Origin of the sequence: Anabaena sp. CCY 0017 (genome assembly GCF_963920885.1) — a bacterium.
Taxonomy (GTDB): domain Bacteria; phylum Cyanobacteriota; class Cyanobacteriia; order Cyanobacteriales; family Nostocaceae; genus Nodularia.
Genome location: NZ_CAWUDG010000018.1, coordinates 15,172 through 35,458, shown reverse-complemented (window position 1 = coordinate 35,458; position 20,287 = coordinate 15,172). Strand labels below are relative to the sequence as shown.

The 20,287-nt window shown below is 39.2% G+C and carries 18 protein-coding genes; 13 read left to right on the top strand and 5 right to left on the bottom strand.

The features are described from left to right. Positions 1–378 precede the first annotated feature (378 nt). The 10 genes from ACM0OW_RS18985 to ACM0OW_RS18940 all read left to right on the top strand — a co-directional run bounded on the left by ACM0OW_RS18985 (position 379) and on the right by ACM0OW_RS18940 (position 10,027). Positions 379–1,221, top strand: coding sequence for a DUF2382 domain-containing protein (locus ACM0OW_RS18985; protein ID WP_414551709.1), 843 nt, complete (start codon positions 379–381; stop codon positions 1,219–1,221). Between the two features lie 222 nt (positions 1,222–1,443). Beyond that, a complete protein-coding gene (locus ACM0OW_RS18980; RefSeq protein WP_414551708.1) occupies positions 1,444–2,310 on the top strand; it encodes a DUF2382 domain-containing protein in 867 nt (288 codons plus the stop codon). A 225-nt stretch (positions 2,311–2,535) separates the two neighbouring features. Continuing rightward, positions 2,536–3,435: a YsnF/AvaK domain-containing protein gene (locus ACM0OW_RS18975; protein WP_414551707.1), complete on the top strand. Its 900-nt coding sequence runs from the start codon at positions 2,536–2,538 to the stop codon at positions 3,433–3,435. 136 nt (positions 3,436–3,571) lie between these two features. Continuing rightward, the gene (locus ACM0OW_RS18970) at positions 3,572–5,242 is read left to right on the top strand and encodes an alpha/beta hydrolase (RefSeq protein WP_414551761.1); all 1,671 of its coding nucleotides are present in this window, start codon (positions 3,572–3,574) and stop codon (positions 5,240–5,242) included. A 104-nt stretch (positions 5,243–5,346) separates the two neighbouring features. Further along, positions 5,347–6,786 (top strand): phosphoglucomutase/phosphomannomutase family protein, encoded by a 1,440-nt coding sequence (locus tag ACM0OW_RS18965; RefSeq protein WP_414551706.1) that lies wholly within the window; start codon positions 5,347–5,349, stop codon positions 6,784–6,786. A 117-nt stretch (positions 6,787–6,903) separates the two neighbouring features. Next, complete coding sequence (gene rdgB, locus ACM0OW_RS18960; RefSeq protein WP_414551760.1) at positions 6,904–7,488, top strand: RdgB/HAM1 family non-canonical purine NTP pyrophosphatase; 585 nt, start codon at positions 6,904–6,906, stop codon at positions 7,486–7,488. A gap of 189 nt (positions 7,489–7,677) precedes the next feature. Continuing rightward, on the top strand, positions 7,678–7,977 hold the full coding sequence (locus ACM0OW_RS18955; protein ID WP_414551705.1) for a deoxyribonucleotide triphosphate pyrophosphatase: 300 nt from the start codon (positions 7,678–7,680) through the stop codon (positions 7,975–7,977). Between the two features lie 140 nt (positions 7,978–8,117). Beyond that, the gene (locus ACM0OW_RS18950; protein ID WP_414551704.1) at positions 8,118–8,360 is read left to right on the top strand and encodes a deoxyribonucleotide triphosphate pyrophosphatase; all 243 of its coding nucleotides are present in this window, start codon (positions 8,118–8,120) and stop codon (positions 8,358–8,360) included. Positions 8,361–8,826: 466 nt separating this feature from the next. Next, entirely contained in the window at positions 8,827–9,315 is a 489-nt protein-coding gene (locus tag ACM0OW_RS18945; protein ID WP_414551703.1) for a hypothetical protein, read from the top strand. A 31-nt stretch (positions 9,316–9,346) separates the two neighbouring features. Next, positions 9,347–10,027 (top strand): ATP-dependent Zn protease, encoded by a 681-nt coding sequence (locus ACM0OW_RS18940; RefSeq protein ID WP_414551702.1) that lies wholly within the window; start codon positions 9,347–9,349, stop codon positions 10,025–10,027. A 52-nt stretch (positions 10,028–10,079) separates the two neighbouring features. Here the strand turns inward: ACM0OW_RS18940 and ACM0OW_RS18935 are convergent, their stop codons facing one another. Beyond that, positions 10,080–11,111 carry a GGDEF domain-containing protein gene (locus tag ACM0OW_RS18935; RefSeq protein WP_414551701.1) on the bottom strand — a complete coding sequence of 344 codons (1,032 nt, stop codon included), beginning with the start codon at positions 11,109–11,111 and terminating at the stop codon, positions 10,080–10,082. 801 nt (positions 11,112–11,912) lie between these two features. Continuing rightward, positions 11,913–12,113 carry a heavy-metal-associated domain-containing protein gene (locus ACM0OW_RS18930; RefSeq protein WP_414551700.1) on the bottom strand — a complete coding sequence of 67 codons (201 nt, stop codon included), beginning with the start codon at positions 12,111–12,113 and terminating at the stop codon, positions 11,913–11,915. A 489-nt stretch (positions 12,114–12,602) separates the two neighbouring features. Here ACM0OW_RS18930 and alaS point away from each other — a divergent pair, with 489 nt between their 5' ends. The 3 genes from alaS (at position 12,603) to ACM0OW_RS18915 (ending at position 16,029) form a co-directional block, all read left to right on the top strand. Continuing rightward, positions 12,603–15,245 (top strand): alanine--tRNA ligase, encoded by a 2,643-nt coding sequence (gene alaS / locus ACM0OW_RS18925; protein WP_414551699.1) that lies wholly within the window; start codon positions 12,603–12,605, stop codon positions 15,243–15,245. Between the two features lie 101 nt (positions 15,246–15,346). Continuing rightward, the gene (locus tag ACM0OW_RS18920) at positions 15,347–15,586 is read left to right on the top strand and encodes a hypothetical protein (RefSeq protein WP_414551698.1); all 240 of its coding nucleotides are present in this window, start codon (positions 15,347–15,349) and stop codon (positions 15,584–15,586) included. Then, positions 15,583–16,029 (top strand): putative toxin-antitoxin system toxin component, PIN family, encoded by a 447-nt coding sequence (locus ACM0OW_RS18915; protein ID WP_414551697.1) that lies wholly within the window; start codon positions 15,583–15,585, stop codon positions 16,027–16,029. Before ACM0OW_RS18920 ends, ACM0OW_RS18915 begins: the two co-directional genes overlap by 4 nt. A 32-nt stretch (positions 16,030–16,061) precedes the next feature. Here ACM0OW_RS18915 and ACM0OW_RS18910 read toward each other — a convergent pair whose 3' ends face one another. The 3 genes from ACM0OW_RS18910 to ACM0OW_RS18900 are packed head-to-tail and all read right to left on the bottom strand — an operon-like array spanning position 16,062 to position 20,038. Continuing rightward, positions 16,062–16,616 carry a hypothetical protein gene (locus tag ACM0OW_RS18910; RefSeq protein ID WP_414551696.1) on the bottom strand — a complete coding sequence of 185 codons (555 nt, stop codon included), beginning with the start codon at positions 16,614–16,616 and terminating at the stop codon, positions 16,062–16,064. Between the two features lie 56 nt (positions 16,617–16,672). After that, a complete protein-coding gene (locus ACM0OW_RS18905; RefSeq protein ID WP_414551695.1) occupies positions 16,673–19,501 on the bottom strand; it encodes an SNF2-related protein in 2,829 nt (942 codons plus the stop codon). 24 nt (positions 19,502–19,525) lie between these two features. Then, positions 19,526–20,038 carry a hypothetical protein gene (locus ACM0OW_RS18900; protein WP_414551694.1) on the bottom strand — a complete coding sequence of 171 codons (513 nt, stop codon included), beginning with the start codon at positions 20,036–20,038 and terminating at the stop codon, positions 19,526–19,528. Between the last annotated feature and the right edge of the window lie 249 nt (positions 20,039–20,287).

Here is a 20,287-nt window from a genome sequence, read left to right as displayed (position 1 = left end):
CGCAAAGGTAATTGAGGCATTTCATATTCTGATTCAGCAACGCCAATTTTTTAGTCTATCAAAAAGGGCGAGACAATAATAATATTGATTGTTTTTTTATTTTACCATGCTGTTTGATACGGTGGTAACTAAATCGGGTAACAGGGTAATGGTCAACCAAATTATATTCCTCAAGGGTTTCTGTTCTCTGACTTGGGGAATATTTTAACAGAGTAAAAAGATATATCTGAAGTTATAGACAAATAGATCATGAATTCAGGGCAAAGAATTTGATATTTCCACCATAAAGATATTCCCTACATTCAGCCGCCAGCCAGAGGAAAACAAGAATAATAATATTTAGAATCATTGGTATAAATATTCTACACCTAGAAATATATGCCTCTTTACAAACTCGAACATTTTGACCCTAATTACCGAGAAACCTTTGGCGGTGATGATGTGAAGGCTTTAGAGCTTTACACCGAAGGAGGAGTAAGAATCGGCTCGGTGGCTGATGCTTTAGTTGACCAAGATGGACGTTTTCGGTATTTAGTGATTGATAGTAGCTGGGATTCTCTTAGTAAGAAGATATTACTACCAATAGGGCTTTCCCACATTAATTATCCGGCAAAACGTGTTTACGTCGATGGACTTAGTAAAGAACAAGTCGAACATTTGCCAGAATATCAAGAAAGCATGACTGTTGATGAAGATTATGAAAGGCAGGTACGTCATGTTTTTCGTCCTGAAAGCAGAAATGAAGCTGACAATCGCGAAATATCTATTTACGAAAGAGAACCAAATTTATATACTTTAAATGAACAATATCATCAAACTCTCAGGCTGTACGAAGAAAGATTGATTGCTAATAAACATCGTGTTAAAACTGGGGAAGTAGCTGTTGGTAAGCATATTGAAACACAAACTGCACGGGTTACAGTACCTATTAAAAAAGAACGTGTTTTGATTGAACGAGTTCCACCTACAGAAACAGGAACAGTTGTAGACCCGAATGCACTCAAATTTCAAGAAGGGGAAGTAACACGCATTGAATTGTATGAAGAAACGCCTGAAGTTCGGAAAGAAGCTTTTGTGCGGGAAGAAGTAAGAGTGAAAAAAGTTGTAGACCGGCAGACGGTAGAAGCACAAGACACAATTCGTCGAGAACAGTTAGATATTGATACTACAGGCGAGTTGTATGTGGATGAGGCTGGAACAAAAACAAATGAATCTGTTTGAGTAGTTAGTTAATGAATTTGCTTTGGAGATTAATATGACATTATGCAGACAGGGAGATTTTGTACTCTGTCTGTACTTTTTTATCTGATTAAATTCAGAAATAACTATAACTTTTGATGTCGTTATTTTGAATGAAGTCAGTCGATAGTAGGAGGTAAATCAGCACAGAAAGATTTACGTTATTTATTAAGAGATGGTATGAAAACTCAGAGGTGAATTTTAATGGTTCTTCATAGATTAGAAGATTTTGATCCAAATTACCACGATACTATTCAAGGTAATGATATTAAAGGGCTAGGTGTATACACAGACGTAGCTCATGAAAAGATTGGCACTATTAGTGATGTTTTAGTTGATGAACAAGGGCATTTTCGGTATCTAGTTGTTGATTTAGGTTTTTGGATATTTGGTAAAAAAGTATTGCTTCCAGTTGGACGTTCTCGCATTGACTATGATGCTAATCGCGTCTACGCCATTGGTATGACTAGAGAACAAGCGGAAGATTTACCGAGGTTTGAAGAACGTAGCACCCTTGATTACGACTATGAAGAAGAGGTACGCGGTGTTTATCGTGATAGTAAGTATGGCACCACACCTGTAGAAACTCCATCCCGCACTGCTACAGCGACAACTAAACCTAGTTATAACCGTGACACTTATACTTATGAACATGAACCTTCTTTGTATAACCTCAATGAGCAAAATCATCAAACTCTCCGGTTGTATGAAGAACGCCTAATTGCGAACAAAAGACGCGAAAAAACTGGAGAAGTAGCAATTGGTAAACACGTTGAGAGTGAAACTGCAAGAGTTTCAATACCTTTAGAAAAAGAACACGTTGTGATTGAGCGTGTGACTCCAGAAGATGCGGGTAGGGTAGTTTCTGCTCAGGAAGCTAATTTCCGAGAAGGCGAGGTGGCTCGTGTAGAACTCCATGAAGAAACACCGGAAGTTCGCAAAGAAGCCTTTGTACGTGAAGAAGTTAGAGTTAAAAAGGTTGTAGACCAAGAGACAGTTGAAAGTCAAGGAACTGTAAGACGCGAGGAGTTAGATGTGAATGCTCCTAATCTTCCAGTTGAGGAACGTTAATTAAATCGGTGAATAGTTAACAGTTATCAGTGATTAAGGCATAAAGTGGGGAATTAGACCCGCTATCAATGTCTGCTATTAATTGGCTTTCAGTGATGAGATGTCAGTTAGCACCGATGCAGTAGGGGATTTAAAAGTAATTATGCCTCTTGACTGATAACTGATAGCTTTTAAGTCACGAGTACAAATTATATAGTTTTATATAAGCATCTCATCATTTTTTTTATGAATAGCCAACCAATGGTGAAGCAGTTTAAAGAAGTAACCCATCAGGCTAGTATCAACGCCTTGCTAGAAAATTTGAGAAATAAAGTCCGCAATTTTTATGTAACTGATCCGCAAGGACAAATAGTAGGCAAAGTTAAAGATTTGATTTTGGATGCTAATCGCCGGATCAATTTGGTGATATCTCAACAAGAAAATCCCAAAGTTCTCACAAATGAAACATCAAATGTAGATTGCCAGCGATTAGTGTTATTGTTGAGCAAAAAAATCAGCAAAATTGATAATTGTACTAAATCTATTCTCCTAGATATAGATAAATCAGAAATAGAGCTTATGCCTGAATATTTAGAACCAGAAACACAAGACGGTCAAGGAATAGTAGATGAATGGAATGAACTGAATACGAATACAAAAATACTCCCCAGTGAAATTGAAACGGCTAATGCTACAAAAGTTGATGAAGAAAACATTGTCCGTTTGATAGAAGAACGATTAATTGCTGATAGCAGGACACGTAAATTGGGTGAGGTGATTGTTCGCAAAGAAATTGAAACTCGGATGGTACAAGTTCCTGTCCGGCGGGAAAAATTAATTGTGGAACAAGTTGGGGCAGAAAATAAACAACTTGCTGAAATTGACTTAAGCCAAGGTGATATTTCTGGTATTGAGTTGATGGCAGAAGAAAGACCTGAAGGGACAATTATAGATGGTCATTTAACTGTGGGTGGTAATTTTACGTCACCGAAAATTGCTAGTTTACTTTTAAATGCGATCGCACTCGAACAAAATCACGGCTGTCATCAGGTTAAAATCACAATTGCTGTCAAAGATGAGTCACTTCAGCAAAAATATCAGGAGTGGTTTGATCGTTGTTCTAAAGGTCAAAAACCCAAGGTATAAAAATCAGCTTACGTTAGTAGTTTAACAGGGTGGGTAATCATGCCTGCCCTCTGTTTTTGGCTATTTTTAACTTTATTTTCCATAATATATAGTATAAGTAAGTTTAGGATGAATTTGCCAAGAATCTATTAAATTGATGAAAACTTTAGGTAAATATTTAAGTTTAGGGATATTATCTACATTTCTGACTGCTACTCCGGGACTGGGGGCGGAAAGGATTAACTTTTTTTACCCTCCCTACGGTGAATTCTCTCTCAGTGTTGACTCTTTAGAAACATTTGCTAAATCAGGCAAAATCACTGATGAATTTGCCTTTTATGCTAGTCGTGCTAATCCCCAACAACTGGCTCAATTACGAGAACTGCTCCAGCAGGAATTTGATGTCACTCCTACGCTTGTTTCTCAGGTGGCTTACTCACCCATTGGCAAAGACCTCATACAACGTTTAGGAAGCTTAATTCGCACGGAATCTAGCCAAAATGGCTTTTTTGCCCTTAGAGGTGCGTTGATATTGGCTGCGGCTGATCCAGAGGGCTTAACAGTGGTAAATGTGCTGCGTCAGTTTCCCTCCCGGACAATGCGGCTAAGTTTTACAGAAGGGCTAAAGTTAGTCGATAATTTATTGCAAGTGTTACAGAAAAGAGATGAGGTTGTAGCTTGGATTCAACAACAAGCAGACAGCACCGCACTAATTGATCTCTTAAACGCAGAAGTTACCAATACTACCATTGATTTCTCGCAACTGCCAGATTTGCGATCGCCTGGTTCATTTACTTGGGAACGCCAGGAATTGACTTTCCGGGATAGGTCGCGAAATCGCATTATCCCAACGCATATTTATATCCCAAAAGCCACACCATTAACTAGCCCTGAAGATCCCTCAGCGCCCTTTCCCCTGATTGTGATTTCTCATGGTGTGGCTTCAGACCGTTCTTCTTTTGCTTATTTAGCTGAACATTTAGCATCCTACGGTTTTGCAGTGGCTGTATTAGAACATCCTGGGAGTAATGCTGAACGAGTTGAACGCTACTTAACAGGTTTAGCTGGACCATTAGAAGCCAAAGAATTTATCAACCGACCTTTGGATATTAAATTTCTCCTTGATGAACTTGAGTACATGACAAAATCAAATTCTAGTCTCCAGGGGAAACTCAATCTTGAGCAAGTCGGGGCAATTGGTCATTCTTTTGGGGGTTATACTGTTTTAAGTTTGGCGGGAGCAAATATTAATTTTGAGCAACTGCAAAAAGACTGTGCTTCCGATATTTCTTCGTTTAATTTGTCGCTGTTTTTGCAATGTCAAGTGACTGAATTAGCATCTCAAGATTACCAACTCCAAGATGAGCGGATTAAAGCCGTATTGGCGATTAATCCCTTATCTAGCTCAATTTTTGGTGAAAGTCAGGTTAGTCAAATTCAAGTTCCTGTGATGCTAGTTGCCAGTACTCAGGATATAGCTACCCCAGTTGTATCTGAACAGGTTCGCCCTTTTACTTGGCTGGCTACTCCTGATAAGTATTTGGTATTAATTGAAAACGCGACTCATTTTAGTGCGATCGCAGAACCAACTCCAGGTAATAATGTGTTACCCATCCCACCGGCTTTACTCGGACCGAACCCAGCACCAGCCTATGGTTATCTGAAGATTCTGAATATCGCTTTCTGGCAAACACACCTTATGAATCGCCCTGAATACGCCTCTTATTTACAACCATCTTATGCCCAATATCTGAGTCAAGCTCCCTTAAATCTCAGTTTATTAAAGTCGTTGTCAGCAGAGGATTTGAATCAAGCCTTGAAAAAATGACATCTCTGCTTGTAGTTGCGCTTCCGCACCTCTTGATCACATATTTTTAATTCATACACTGTAACAAATGGTAAAATTCTCTCGTAAATAGTGAGGATACCTCAATGCCAGTTGCTGCTAACTCCATTAAATTTGGTACAGACGGCTGGCGGGGCGTTATTGGTGATGAGTTCACCTTTGAACGCCTAGCCCTGGTTGCGCCAGTTGCTGCACAAGTATTATATAATACATATTTTTCTACGGTTGGCAACAAAACAATTATTGTCGGCTACGACCGCCGATTTATGGCAGAAGACTTTGCTCGTGCTGTGGCTGATTCGGTCAGCGCTATCGGATTTGATGTTTTACTCAGCGAAAGTTTTGCCCCAACTCCGGCTTTTAGTTGGGCGGCTAAAGACCTGAATGCTTTGGGGGCGCTAGTAATCACAGCCAGTCATAATCCTGGTACATATTTAGGGTTAAAAGTCAAGGGTTGTTTTGGTGGTTCCGTACCGCCAGAGGTAACACAAGAAATAGAAGCTTTGTTATCTGCGGGTGTACCTGAACCAGTGGCTAACCCAGGGAAACAAGAACCGTTGAATCCCTGGCCTAGTTACATTACAGCCTTAAAAGCTAAGGTGAATATTAGTAAGATTCAAGCAGCGATCGCCTCTGGTAAACTGACATTATTTGCTGATGTCATGCATGGTGCAGCAGCTGGGGGGTTAGGGAGATTACTGGGCGATGGTGTCCAAGAAATTAACAGCGATCGCGATCCTTTGTTTGAAGGTGGTGCGCCAGAACCTTTACCAAAATACCTATCTCGTTTATTTTCGGTGATCAAAACTTATCGGCAAACAGATAAATCAGGTTTAGCCGTGGGGTTAGTATTCGATGGTGACTGCGATCGCATCGCCGCAGTGGATGGAAACGCCAACTTTTTGAGTTCCCAAATTTTAATTCCTATACTAATCGACCACTTAACCCAAAGGCGCAGCTTTAGCGGTGAAATCGTCAAAACTGTGAGTGGTTCTGATTTAATTCCCCGTGTAGCAGCACTGCATAACTTGTCACTTTTTGAAACAGCCGTAGGATATAAATACATTGCCGATAGAATGTTAGTTGCAGATGTATTGTTAGGCGGAGAAGAATCGGGAGGAATCGGTTATGGTAGCCATATTCCTGAACGTGATGCACTGCTATCAGCGTTATATGTTCTAGAAGCCATTGTAGAATCTGGTTTAGACTTAAGCGACTATTATCACTCCTTGCAGGAGAAAACAGGTTTCACCTCAGCTTATGATCGCATTGATTTACCCTTAGCCAGTATGGAAGTGCGATCGCGTCTGTTAGAACAACTGCAAACCCAACCATTAACAGAAATTGCCGGGAAAGCTGTCATTGATTGTCAAACAATTGACGGCTATAAATACCGACTAGCTGACAATAGCTGGTTAATGATTCGATTTAGCGGTACAGAACCAGTATTACGGTTATATTGCGAAGCCCCAACCATCGAACAAGTGCATCAAACCCTAGCTTGGGCGAAAAATTGGGCAGAGTAAGTGCTGAGTGCTGAGTGGGAAGAAGAAATCTCATAGCCTTTTTAACTCAGCACTACAAATTACGAATTACGAATTACGAATTACGTTAGCGAAGCTCCTCTGAAAGAGGCATTACGAATTATGAAAATACTCGTAGTAGCTACAGGAAATCCCGGTAAATTGCGGGAAATGCAAGCTTATCTGGCTGATTGTGGTTGGGAATTAACTCTCAAACCAGCAGAATTAGACGTTGAAGAAACAGGCGAAACCTTTGCGGCGAATGCTTGTCTGAAAGCTTCCCAAATTGCTCAAGCTACAGGACAATGGGCGATCGCAGATGATTCTGGTTTGGCAGTAGATGCCCTCAATGGCGCACCAGGTGTATATTCAGCACGTTATGGCAACAGCGACTCAGACCGTATTGCTAGGCTATTGCGGGAATTAGGTAACGCAGTCAATCGCCAAGCTCAATTTATCTGTGCAGCAGCGATCGCTCGTCCTGATGGTACAATTGCTTTAGAATCAGAAGGTATATGTCGCGGCGAAATTCTTCATGCACCCCGTGGCGACGCTGGCTTTGGCTATGATCCTATATTTTACGTTCCAGAACAGCAATTGACTTTTGCACAGATGTCGCGGGAATTAAAAGGGTCAATTAGCCATCGAGGTACAGCTTTAACAGTTATTCGTGATCAGTTATCAGTTATCAGTCAAGAGACATAATTGGGTTTAATTCCCCACTATATCGGGCGTTGGTGGCGGGTCTAAATCCCCCTCTATACGTCTTGAGAACTGTTCACTGATTTAAATTCAATGTCAAAATCTAACGCAAGATTTTTGCTGTTCTAACTTGAGTTGGAGAACTACCATTTGTAAATTGTTGACAATAAAACCACAACTTTAAAGCGGAGTGTGGCGTTAGCCATAGGTAAGTATATGAAGCTTTTAGGAAATCTTGCTTTAGCCCTACTATTTGGCACTATGTCAGTTACAGCCTTAAATCCCATATCTCAGACTATAGCCCAAGAAGCCCCAGAAGCCCAAGAAGCCCCAGAAACAGAGATGCAATCTCCTACTGAACCTGGTACTAACCAACGGATAGATGTGGGAGAGCTAGAGATTCAAATAGAAGATGAAAAGGAAGTAGAATTAGAACCTGAACAAAGTATCACTAATACTCCAAAGCCTATGGAGGAAAATAGTTCCGATTAGCAGCACCTATTCCTGGATACTTCCAGTCACCTGGTGCAAGATGTCCTTTTTGTCTGGTCTTGCACCAATCTATTATTATTTGAATTTTTTAAATGACAACCTCTGAAAGCGGATCGTGGCGTTAGCCATAGGTTAAGTTTATGAAGCCTTTAACAAATTTTGCTTTAGCGCTAATATTTGGCAGCATTTCTACAGCCTTAAATCCCATGTCTCAGGCTATAGCCCAAGAAACAGAAATATCATCTCCTCCTGAATCTGTCAACCAACAGATAGATATTCAAAAGGTAGATATTCAAATAGAAAATGAAATTGAAATTGAATTAGAACCTGAGCAAAGTATTATTTATACACCAGCACATAAGGAGGAAAATGCTTCAGATTAGCAGCATTTAGTATAGCGGTATGCACTTGAATGAAGTACATTATAGGCCAATACAGTTCAGTTAAGCCTAAAAGTCAACGTCTACCCAACCTACAATTTTCTTAACTGAACCGTATTGCATTATAGGCCCCTCCTCGCTTGCCTACGGTGTACACACAAATGATTAAATTACTCCAAATCTTTTTTTGTAGGGTGTGTTGTCGCGTAGCGCAACGCACCATCCTAGATTTGCGGTGCTTTAGGACTAACTTCCATAACACACCCTACCAAAATCAAAGTTTTTAGACTTGTGAGTACACCATAGCCTCGCTTGCGGTTTGGGGGTGGGGTTCTTGTATCTCACTTAGTTGAGAACCGCTATAGGAATAATCCTGAATTGTCCCTACTGTTACCGAGATAGTAATTTTTGATAACGTTGAGGTGAAGTGATAAAATATTATTAGTAATTGCTATAATTCCCGCCCTAGATGAACAAAGCATTGAATGAAACGCTTTCAATCTTAATTGCCCAAACCATAAAAAGCAAAGCTAATAAGCCGTTTGATAATGCTTACAAAGCGGTATTAGCCACAGAAAAAGCCAAGTATGTTCAGGGATTCTTAGCTATTGCCCAAATGCCATACGAACCCATTGAACATGGTTGGATAGAATTAAGCGATGCTTCTAACAATGATTCTGTTGTGAGTATTGTCGATCCTACTTTACCACACCTGCACAAAACGTCCCAAGAACTTTGGTATTTTGCCGCCCAAAGCTTTAGTATTAAGCAACTGAAAGCGATTATTGAGGAATCAAAAGAAGATTATCCAGAAGATGATCCTTTACCCATCTATGGTGATGCACCTTATGAGTACTACGGGGATGTCATGTTGGGTGGACAGGAATATTTAGCAGCTTATCAGGCAGCAGAGGCTAAGTGCAAAGAACTTAAAGAATCTCAAATTGAGTATAAATAAAGAAAGATTAAGGTGCATTTACGAAACCCACATGAGTCAAACTGCTTTAAATTTAGTTGCAATATCTATATTTCTCATGACCTTTTCGGTGCTGTTGGGGCCATTAATTCATCTATCCCCCGCAGTACCAGCGCTAGCTACCTTCGCTATTTTGGGAATAGCCACTTTCGATAATTTCAGTTTGCAAGGTCAGGGAGGGACTATAATCTTAGACTGGATTGCAGGTTTCTCTCCCAAACACCGCGATCGCATTATCCACCATGAAGCGGGTCATTTTCTCACCGCGCATCTGCTAGATATTCCTGTAACTGGCTATACACTCAGTGCTTGGGAAGCTTGGAAACAAGGACAACCAGGACAAGGTGGTGTGAGTTTTGATGATGGTGAATTAGCCACGCAATTAGAACGAGGAACAATCAGCGCCCAAATTATCGACCGCTATTGTACAATTTGGATGGCGGGTATTATGGCGGAAACTTTAGTTTTTGATCAAGCTGAAGGTGGGGCTGATGATAAAAACAAGTTAGCTGGAGTATTAGCAGGTTTAGGTTTTTCCGCAGCAGATTCTCAACAGAAACAACGGTTTCACCTTCTGCAAGCCAAAAATTTACTGCAAGAAAATTGGTCTAGTTACGAAGCTTTGGTAAAATCCATGCAACAACGCGCTTCTGTGATCGATTGTCAGCGTGTGATTGATGATTCTACTACATGAACCCTTGTACAGGCGCGATTCATCGCGTCTCTCGCGTCTCTATTCAGCATTTTCATGAAGAGACTGCTTTCAGATGGGAAACTGAAACTGAGGAGGAAGAATTATAACCTACAGCTTGATTACGTCCAGCTGATTTAGCCTGTAACAAGTATTGATCAGCACGATGCAGTAGGTTGAACCCATGAATATCATCTTTTGCTTGCAGACTAGCAGCACCTAAACTAATGGTGATATGAATAGAGAGTTTACTGTTGATTGTAAACGGTTCCTCGCCAATGATGCGATTGAGTCGCTTTGCTACCAGGAATGCTTCCTCGCTATTAGTGTTAGATAAAACCAACACAAATTCCTCTCCACCATAACGAAAGGGTGTATCTTGAAACCGCAGATTATGCCGCAGACGGTTACACATTAATTGTAAGATGCGATCGCCTACTAAATGCCCATAGGTATCGTTGACTTTTTTAAAATAGTCTATATCTAAAATAATTAAACTCAAGGGATCTCCCTTAGTCCGTGCTTGAATGATTTGTCTGGGTAATTCCCATTCCAACGCCCGGCGATTATTCATCTCTGTCAAGGAATCAGCTAAAGCGATCGCTGACAATAAATCATTTGTCTGCAACAATTCTCGGTATTTCTGCGCTTTCCGCACACCCACCATTACTTGAGCTAACACTAGAGTATGATGTGCAGTTATACTTGTCACAGTAGCATCTATTTCTGTCTCAGGGAGTTGCCAAATATAAGCGTCAGCCCCTTGTCTGAGTGCAGTTGCAGTTGCTTCTAATTCCCATTCCCAGTCTTGCTGATGTCTAGCAGCTAGCTGTTGGGGACGATCTTCTAAGAGAATACAGTATACCCACGATAACTGAGTTTGGGTTTTCAACCAACTGCACAATTGCATACTGTCATCTATGCTACCTTGTGCAATTACTACATCTGGCGGTGCAATTTGAATGTGCGACACTGCCTGATTGATATCTATAATCCTTTCTATACTAAAAGCGCTATCATCAAGGATAGGATGGGGAAGTGTAGCCAGAAAGTTTTCACTTCCAAAGACCAGAATAGAAATTTTCATTATTTTACTTTCTGCCCCATTTCAAGCTAAGATTTACCGTTTTTTCTTAAAATTAAATATAACTGTATTTATGTAAATGGAAAATTACCCTCTATTTGATATGTACATTATATATATACAACATACGTGTACTTGATTCAACTTTGATAATTATTAATTACCAAAGTTAGCATTTATTTTTTTAAACAGTATAAATACGGAACACATTTATAAGACTTAAGATTTTTGGTCTAAATGCCTGTCATAACTGTTATGAAAAGATTTCACCATCCGAAAATTTGTATTTACCTGAGTTTTCAAAATCACAAACTTTTATTTTATAAATAATATATATTTTTTGTGAACATTTATTGTTTTTTGTGAATTTTACAAGTTAACCTGGAAGAAAAATACGCCTAATTAATAATTTTTCTTATTAAAGTACAGGATAAAATAGTAGCGACAACCACCAATATCAGCCAATGAGTGTAAATAAAGTTAACTGTTGAGAGTCATCATTTAACTTTGATTACCCTTGATGAGTCAGGCTTTCAGGACTATTTATTTACATAATACACCTTGGTATATTATGGCTGAATTTTTCATATTACGTATATTCACTTAAATAAATACATTGCTAATTTTAGCAAAAAGCTGAATAAACCTAGAATTAGGGATTTAGATAAAATTATTTAGATTATTTTATAAAAATTATCATCGGCTTTACAATTCCGCCCATTTAATGGGCAGAAATATCAGGATTATATACTTTTGAAATAGCTAGTTACATATCTGAAGTTTTGAAAAATTTATAGTTGATCATCAATAGCCTTCAATGTGAAAACCAGCAGCAACAATCACCTGTTTAATTGATTCCTCAGCAGCAGAAGATTCCACAGAGACTGTTTTATCTTGAACATTTACATCTACTAGAGCATTCGGCTCCATGACGTGAATAGATTCGGTGATTTTTTCTGCACATTGATCACAAGCAATATCTGGAACTTTTAGTTTAAGTGCCATAACTAACCTCAATACATAAGTTTTATTTTTGCTGATTAAACCAATCTTATGGGTGCAGATAGCGATCGCACATCTAACTAAAGTTAGGTAAATGGGGATTTTACAGATTGAGAAATCCGGGAATAGACATCTGGGGAAAAGGAATGTAGCGACGTTTCAGAAGGGTTCTGGATAACGCAGATTTACATCTGTCGTAGGGGCGCAAGCCCTTGCGCCCCTACCGCATGGTCTATTTCCCTACAAATACCTGTAAATTCCGTCGATGCACAGGACTCCCCACAAGCAAAAATGGCTGGCAGGAAACTGAAACAAAATGCCAAAATATAAATACAGCAGCTTTCATTGAGATAAATTAAAGAGTTATCTGTGTTTATCTGTGTCCATCTGTGGTTGATTATCTTTTGATTCCCAACTTATGGCATAGAAGCCCTATCCTGGGGCATACTTTTTCTGTAAAAACGACTATTATTGAAACTAACTTTTCAACCCATGCCTGAAAATCCCCAAAAACTGAGCGGTAATGCAATTCGCGACATATTTCTGAACTTCTTTGCCGAAAGAGGACACCAAATACTCCCCAGCGCTTCCCTCGTCCCAGAAGACCCCACTGTGTTGCTGACCATTGCGGGGATGCTACCATTTAAACCGATATTCCTGGGACAGCGCACAGCAGAATTTAATCGCGCCACCACATCGCAAAAGTGCATCCGCACTAACGATATCGAAAACGTGGGACGCACCAAACGCCATCATACATTTTTTGAGATGTTGGGTAATTTCAGCTTTGGGGATTATTTTAAACCACAAGCGATCGCCTGGGGTTGGGAATTATCAACTCAAGTTTTCGGCTTACCTCCAGAAAAGCTAGTAGTCAGCGTCTTTGAAGATGATGATGAAGCATATAATATTTGGCTCAATGATATCGGCGTACCAGCAGCGAGAATTAAGCGCATGGGCGAAGACGATAACTTTTGGGTATCTGGACACACAGGCCCTTGTGGACCCTGTTCCGAAATTTATTATGATTTTCACCCGGAACTTGGTGATGAAAATATTGATTTAGAAGACGATACCCGGTTTATCGAGTTTTATAACCTGGTATTCATGCAATATAACCGGGATGCTGAAGGTAATTTAACACCTCTGCAAAACAAAAACATTGATACCGGCATGGGTTTGGAGAGGATGGCGCAAATCCTGCAACAAGTCCCGAATAACTACGAAACTGACCTAATTTTCCCGATTATCGAGACAGCAGCCCAAATTGCCGGCATTGATTACCACAAAAGCGACGAAACCACCCAAGTTTCCTTAAAAGTTATTGGTGATCATGTCCGTTCTGTGGTGCAGATGATAGCTGATGAAATTCGCGCCTCCAACGTGGGACGCGGTTATGTATTGCGGCGATTAATTCGGCGGGTGGTACGTCATGGGCGATTATTGGGAATTAACAGTGAATTTATTACCCAAGTTGCCGAAACTGCAATTTCCCTCTCAGAATCAGCTTACCCCAATGTTAGGCAACGGGAAGCCGCAATTAAAGCCGAGTTGCAACGGGAAGAAGCCAATTTCCTCAGAACACTGGATAGAGGTGAGAAACTTTTAGAGGAAATCATCGAAGAAGTGAAACAGCAAGGCAAAACCTCTATTAGCGGTGAAAGTGCTTTTACTTTATATGATACCTTTGGTTTTCCTTTAGAACTGACCCAAGAAATCGCAGAAGAAAATCAGCTAACTGTGGATGAAGCCGGATTTAACGCCGAAATGCAAAAGCAGGTAGAACGTGCCAAAGCTGCCCACGAAACTATTGATTTAACTGTGCAAGGTTCCCTGGATAAGTTAGCTGAACACATCCAAGCCACGGAATTTATCGGTTATACCCAACCTGCGGCGACAGCAAAAGTCGAAGCCATATTAATCGATGGCATTGCCCAAGAGGAAGCAGAAGCCGGGACAGAAATTCAAATTGTGATCAATCAAACCCCATTTTATGCCGAGTCTGGGGGACAAATTGGGGATAAAGGTTATATCTCCGGTGATGGTGTGGTGGTGCGTGTGGAAGATGTGAAAAGAGAATCTGATTTCTTTATCCACTTTGGACGCATAGAACGCGGTACAATCCGAGTAGGAGATACTGTAACTGCTCAAATTGATGGGACCTGTCGTCGTCGCGCTGAAGCTAACCATACTGCAACGCACCTATTGCAAGCGGCGTTAAAGAAACTTGTCGATGATAGTATATCTCAAGCCGGTTCTCTGGTTTCCTTTGATAGATTGCGCTTTGATTTTAACTGTCCCCGTGGTTTGACAGCAGCAGAAGTAGAACAAGTGGAAGCACAGGTAAATACTTGGATTGCGGAAGCACATACTGCAAACATAGAAGTATTACCTATAGCAGAGGCGAAGGCTAGGGGTGCTGTGGCGATGTTTGGGGAAAAATACGGTGAAGAAGTGCGGGTGATTGACTTTCCTAGCGTTTCAATGGAACTCTGCGGTGGGACTCATGTTAGTAATACTGCGGAGATTGGCATCTTTAAGATTATCTCTGAGGCGGGTGTGGCTTCTGGGGTGCGACGCATTGAGGCTGTATCTGGCCCGGCGATATTGGATTATCTCAATGTTCGTGATAAAGTAGTTAAGGATTTAAGCGATCGCTTTAAAGTTAAACCCGAAGAATTACCAGAGAGAATTACTACTCTGCAAACTGAACTGAGAAATAGTGAGAAACAATTAGCCACACTGAAATCACAATTGGCGATCGCTAAATCAGATAGTTTGCTGCAAACGGTAGAATCTGTAGGCGAGTATCAAATTTTGGTAGCGCAGATGGAAGATGTTGACCCGGAATCATTGAAAACTGCGGCGGAAAGGTTACTGCAAAAAATCGGTAACGGTGCAGTGGTGTTGGGTTCTGTTCCGGAAGCTGGGAAGGTAAGTATAGTTGCAGCCTTCAGTGCAGAGGTGAATAAAAAGGGACTGCAAGCGGGTAAATTTGTCGGTGCTGTAGCGAAGATTTGCGGCGGTGGCGGTGGTGGTAGACCGAATTTAGCCCAAGCCGGCGGACGTGATGCGAGTAAGTTACCGGAGGCGTTAGCCAAGGCGCACAGTGATTTGCACTCAGCCTTGAGTTAATTATATTCTCTTGTGGGGCGGGCATCTTGCCTGCCTTTGATTACTCATCAGGAAAAATTTTTCCCTCACCTTGACATCGCACTACAATTTAAGAAACGATCATGATAGCTACCGACATGGTATCAATTCCAATCACCTTGGAACAACTCATTACGGCTGTACAACAGTTGCAGCCTGATGAACGGGCAAAAGTCGCCAGAGCCTTGATTCAACTAGATTTACGTTCAGATTTGACGGCTTTAATTCAAGAACTTTATGCTGAACCCCCAGTTGATGATATTACAGACGATGACATCATGGCTGAAATTAAAGCTGTGCGTCAGCAATCCCAGCCGATATGACGTTGCGAGTAGTCATTGACACGAACATTTGGATTCGCATTTTGCTAAAAGGACGAGTTACCTTGCCGATTTTGGAAGCATTTAATCAACATAAATTCCAGTTGGTAATGAGTCAATTTCTCATGGAAGAACTCCATCTTGTTTGGAATCGCTCCCGTTTAAGAAAGCGGATTGATCCGAGTCAGGCGATGCGCCTGGAACAACAATTGCAGTACCGCTCATTATGGGTTGAATTGAAAACTATTCCGCCTAATTGTCGAGATCCTAAAGATTTACCTGTATTGGCAACAGCGATTGATGGTGAAGCGAGAATTATCGTATCTGGAGATGATGACTTGCGGGCTGATGATGACTTGAGAGCAATAATGGCAAGCTATAGTATTCAGTTACTGGGCGTTAATTCTTTCCTGAAATATTTGGATGAAAGTGGTGAGTCAGGATGATCTCTCTACTCTTTAGCTAAGGAGACGAAAAATTATCTTCCCTTTGCCAAATCAGCATAAATGATAATTTCTATACACAAAAATATTAAAAATACTAGTTCAATCAAACAAAGAATTTGAGTAGTCCAATGGGGTTGTGGTGATAGTAACCAAAACGCTATTAATCCGACCATTCCAGAACATACAAATGTAACTTGGTCAATAATGAGCTGCGCTATTTTGCGTCGTTTCCGTCGCTCGTCATTTCGATGTGCAATTTCCCAACCAAAGATAGACTCAATATCTGGATTACCAGTCGTTTCTTTGATTTTTGCAACCAAAATTAAGCGAATATATCTACCGATGGCAGTAATTTTTTCATCATTAACTAGATAATTCCAACCAAGAATTAAAGAAACCCAAGGGATAACAAGAAGTGCATAATAATTTGCTTTACTGGCAACTGCAAAAGAAATTACTGCACCAAATACTCCAAGTGTGACATAAAGCAGGTTATCACGGAAACCAATACGCTGCGTTTGCTCGTCCTTGAGTTTTTCATATTCCTGAAGATAAACTTCCAACATTAGTTGTTTATTGTCGCTCATAATGCGTTCCTGTCAGGCAAAGTTACGAATTTACAAATAGATTAAAAATTAAAAAGCTAACGGGTTATATTTCTTGGTTCAAGAGGTCGGTCAAGAAGAAAATGTTTAGTATAGCCTGCGGCAACTGCGGCAGCATAGGGATGCCATTCACTATTTTTACTAGAGTCTGCAAAATCGCAAATCGATCTGATAACCAAGTGACGAACTCGCTCAAAGCTTTGCCAAGCAGCCTTGCTCACACCGTATCCTTCCATTTCAATTGCTACTATTTTTCTATTGTGAGCAGCTATATTATCACGCATTGCTGCGTCAGCTATTACCTGTTCTCCAGAAGCAATTACCCCAAGATGAATTTTCGGAATAGTATTTTTACTGTCAGGTCTTGACACTGAAATAATTCCATTCCAATCAGGAAGAGAAATAATCCTACTCCACAAAGTTTGATCAACAGGATATTGGTAAGGTTCAGGTTTTAAACCATCAGGCGTAATTTTTCCTCGTTCATAGTAGTAAATAGCATTTCCCACAACAATATCTCCTAACGCTGGATCATCACTTGCTGCACCTGCTATACCAACCATTAAGATAGCCTCTGGATGCCAGTGGTGAATTGTGTCAGAAGCTAAAAGAGCTACATCCACATTAGCCATATCAGGTGACTGTGCAACCACGATTTCATAAAATTCACCGTCTTTAAGTTCCAATCGATTGCGCCAGTATACACGCGAGCCTTTACGCACTCTATGCTCTGGTGTCATTTTAAAAGCTTCACATACAGCCTTAAGTTCAAACTCAATAGCTGTAATTATTGCAAAATCTATCATAGGTTCTGTAGAATCAAAACTTGCTGCTTGATCTTCATTATTTGGTTGCAATGGTAGTGGTTTTTTATTTTTTGTTGTTGATTGCTGAGGCTTTGTTTTGACTCCAAGCATATCAAGCCACTCTTCAGTAGTAACTATATTATTGAAAGCCTCTTCTGCTAGTGGATCTATTATGTTCTCAATAAGGGAGCGTTTCTCATATAATTTCTTTTTAATATTTTCTTCTATAGTGTCTCGCATCCAGAAACTATAAACGGTTAATTTGTTAACTTGTCCAATGCGATGCGCTCTATCTTCTGCCTGCTGCATTACAGCCGGATTCCACCAATGGTCAAAATGAATTACATAGGATGCTTCAGTTAAAGTTACCCCAAAGCCAATCGTCTTAAAAGTACCCAGCAATACATAAATATCAGGTTTATTTCTAAAATCATTTAACGCTTTATTTTTATCAGTTTCAGACATTCCACCCTTATATGACACAAAGCCAATTCCTTTTTTTTCTAAAACTTTTTCTAGCTTATCAATTCCTTCTGGTACATACTGTGAAAAAATCAAAACTTTTTCATTATTTGCAGATATTGTTGTGATGTACTCAATTAGAAGTTCAGTTTTTGGGCTACTTAGTTTGCTATCAGAAAAGTTGCATATTTTTTTTAACTTATGAAGCAGAGCAAAAATATGAGTTCTAGTCTCTTGATTATTTATAGAATTTTCAAGTTTATTGCGACCTATACTTAATGCCCTATCGTACTCTGCTTTTTGAGAAGAATCGAGTTCTAGCCAATCTTCTTGATAAACCTTTTCTGGGAGGTCTTTTAAAACATCTCGTTTTAAGCGACGCAGCATATATGGTGCAATAGCATTTTTAACTTGCTGTGCTAAATAATCAACTCCTCCTGTGAAAAGACCTGGTTGAACAAACTCAAAAATAGATATAATATCTTGAGAACTATTTTCAATTGGTGTACCCGTTAAAGCCCAACGGTATTTAGGCGTTAATTTACGAACAGCTTGTGATATTCCAGAATGTTTATTTTTTATTTTTTGAGCTTCATCGATAATAACGGAATCAAATTTTATTAAATCACTTTCTTTTAATGTGCCTTCTTTTAAATCATTACGAAGCGTTTCATATGTTGTAATGTAAATATGAGCAGGTGTTTCCCAATCAATTTTACGTTGTTCACGATTATCTCTAATAACAGTAATTAAAAGTTCTTTTGCCCAATTGTAAAAATGACCATCCCACCCCTCAGATTTTCCAGTTTCTTCGCTCAAATAAGCACTACCAATAACTGCCAAAGGACAAATTATCAAAGCACAACGTATTCTTCCTTGTCTAAAGAGAATACGTAAAGCATTGACTGTTTGAACAGTTTTACCGGTTCCCATTTCATCTGCCAGTAACGAAGAAGAGTTGTTAATTAAAAAATTAATACCATCCACTTGGTAGCTCCGCAGACGCTGAAAAAAATCAATATCATCGAAGTCGAAAATCAGAGGTGGACAGAGTGATGGGTAAAGTAAACTCCACTGGTCTAAATTTGTTACTTGAGAAGCAGCCTTACGTATTTTTGGAACTGATGTTAATTTGCTTGTTTGTATTTTTCTTTTTAATGCTTTAAAAAAAATTTTGCCTTTTATCTCTGGTTTTTCAAATTTTATAAAAAGATTATCCGAAATACTTAGCTGTACTTGTATTAATTCATTTGAAAATGTTAAGATTTTAGGATAAATAATATGTATATAAGAATAATAATCAATTATATTAATAATTGAATTTAATGCAAAATCTATAAACGGCTCATAGTTAATGGCAGGTAATAATAGTTCATGCTTATCAAGAATTTCAGGACAAGTAATCAGTAAGTTATCAGAAATTATTACGTTTGAAATATTATAGCAGATGTTACTAGATATTAATACCGAATTAATCTGAAAATATTTTTCTTGAATATTTGGATCACATAATTTCCAATTGCCAATTTTTTTATATGGAACAATCGTAAAATTAGAAAATAATTTTATCGTTTTGAAAGCAAGCTTTTTTAATACCATGTCAACTCTAAGGCAGACTAATTATTAATTATTTATTTGTGTACAAGTTTGTTGAATACGTTTAAATGGTTCAAGTAAGTCCCTAATCATATATATTTCTTCTAGACATTGTTGTATATCAATCAATTTTGCTTCTAAATTTTTAGATACGATTATACGTAGACTAGGAAATTTAGAGGATTTTATGTCTTGTATAATAAATTTATTTTTCTCATAGTTTACAGATTCTTGTGCTTCTAAACGAATCACAGGAATTTCTTGCTTATTATTCACATCCATAAACATATCATCATCAACTAATACAAACTTAGGTTTTTCTGTCAGCGCAGCAAGTAAAGGAACTGCTATTAGTTCAACAAGTATATAATCATATAAAATTTCGCCATAAAGTGTTCTTTGAACTTTAGTCGGACGGACTGCTTCAGTTACACGAAATTCTAGTGGTTTTGTTTCTTTATCTGTAACTAGTACCGCTCCCCGAATTGCATCACTATCAAACTGGTATTTTGAGAGAAAAGCTATTTTAAAGTCATTCATATTTATAAAAAATGAGACCTTATGCTAATTAATCAATTTCAAGGTGCTAAAAGTAGTATATACTACTTTTTATTCAGAGGGAACTACTGTTACATTGTAAATGGTCATCAATCTTTAAGATCCGCTATCGCACAACCCCCAATTCCCACAAAGTGATGAGACTCAAATTGCTCTGTCTTCAGACATGGCACTACAATAGACTCTCTTCTAGAAGAAACACTAGACTTTCTGTGCTTTCTCAAGACTAAG

Bases quoted from the DNA above. Each gene is read 5' to 3' on its own strand.
- ACM0OW_RS18985 (WP_414551709.1), top strand. From the start codon at position 379: ATGCCTCTTTACAAACTCGAACATTTTGACCCTAATTACCGAGAAACC.
- ACM0OW_RS18980 (WP_414551708.1), top strand. From the start codon at position 1,444: ATGGTTCTTCATAGATTAGAAGATTTTGATCCAAATTACCACGATACT.
- ACM0OW_RS18975 (WP_414551707.1), top strand. From the start codon at position 2,536: ATGAATAGCCAACCAATGGTGAAGCAGTTTAAAGAAGTAACCCATCAG.
- ACM0OW_RS18970 (WP_414551761.1), top strand. From the start codon at position 3,572: ATGAAAACTTTAGGTAAATATTTAAGTTTAGGGATATTATCTACATTT.
- ACM0OW_RS18965 (WP_414551706.1), top strand. From the start codon at position 5,347: ATGCCAGTTGCTGCTAACTCCATTAAATTTGGTACAGACGGCTGGCGG.
- ACM0OW_RS18950 (WP_414551704.1), top strand. From the start codon at position 8,118: ATGAAGCCTTTAACAAATTTTGCTTTAGCGCTAATATTTGGCAGCATT.
- ACM0OW_RS18945 (WP_414551703.1), top strand. From the start codon at position 8,827: ATGAACAAAGCATTGAATGAAACGCTTTCAATCTTAATTGCCCAAACC.
- ACM0OW_RS18940 (WP_414551702.1), top strand. From the start codon at position 9,347: ATGAGTCAAACTGCTTTAAATTTAGTTGCAATATCTATATTTCTCATG.
- ACM0OW_RS18935 (WP_414551701.1), bottom strand. From the start codon at position 11,111: ATGAAAATTTCTATTCTGGTCTTTGGAAGTGAAAACTTTCTGGCTACA.
- ACM0OW_RS18930 (WP_414551700.1), bottom strand. From the start codon at position 12,113: ATGGCACTTAAACTAAAAGTTCCAGATATTGCTTGTGATCAATGTGCA.
- alaS (WP_414551699.1), top strand. From the start codon at position 12,603: ATGCCTGAAAATCCCCAAAAACTGAGCGGTAATGCAATTCGCGACATA.
- ACM0OW_RS18920 (WP_414551698.1), top strand. From the start codon at position 15,347: ATGATAGCTACCGACATGGTATCAATTCCAATCACCTTGGAACAACTC.
- ACM0OW_RS18915 (WP_414551697.1), top strand. From the start codon at position 15,583: ATGACGTTGCGAGTAGTCATTGACACGAACATTTGGATTCGCATTTTG.
- ACM0OW_RS18910 (WP_414551696.1), bottom strand. From the start codon at position 16,616: ATGAGCGACAATAAACAACTAATGTTGGAAGTTTATCTTCAGGAATAT.
- ACM0OW_RS18905 (WP_414551695.1), bottom strand. From the start codon at position 19,501: ATGGTATTAAAAAAGCTTGCTTTCAAAACGATAAAATTATTTTCTAAT.
- ACM0OW_RS18900 (WP_414551694.1), bottom strand. From the start codon at position 20,038: ATGAATGACTTTAAAATAGCTTTTCTCTCAAAATACCAGTTTGATAGT.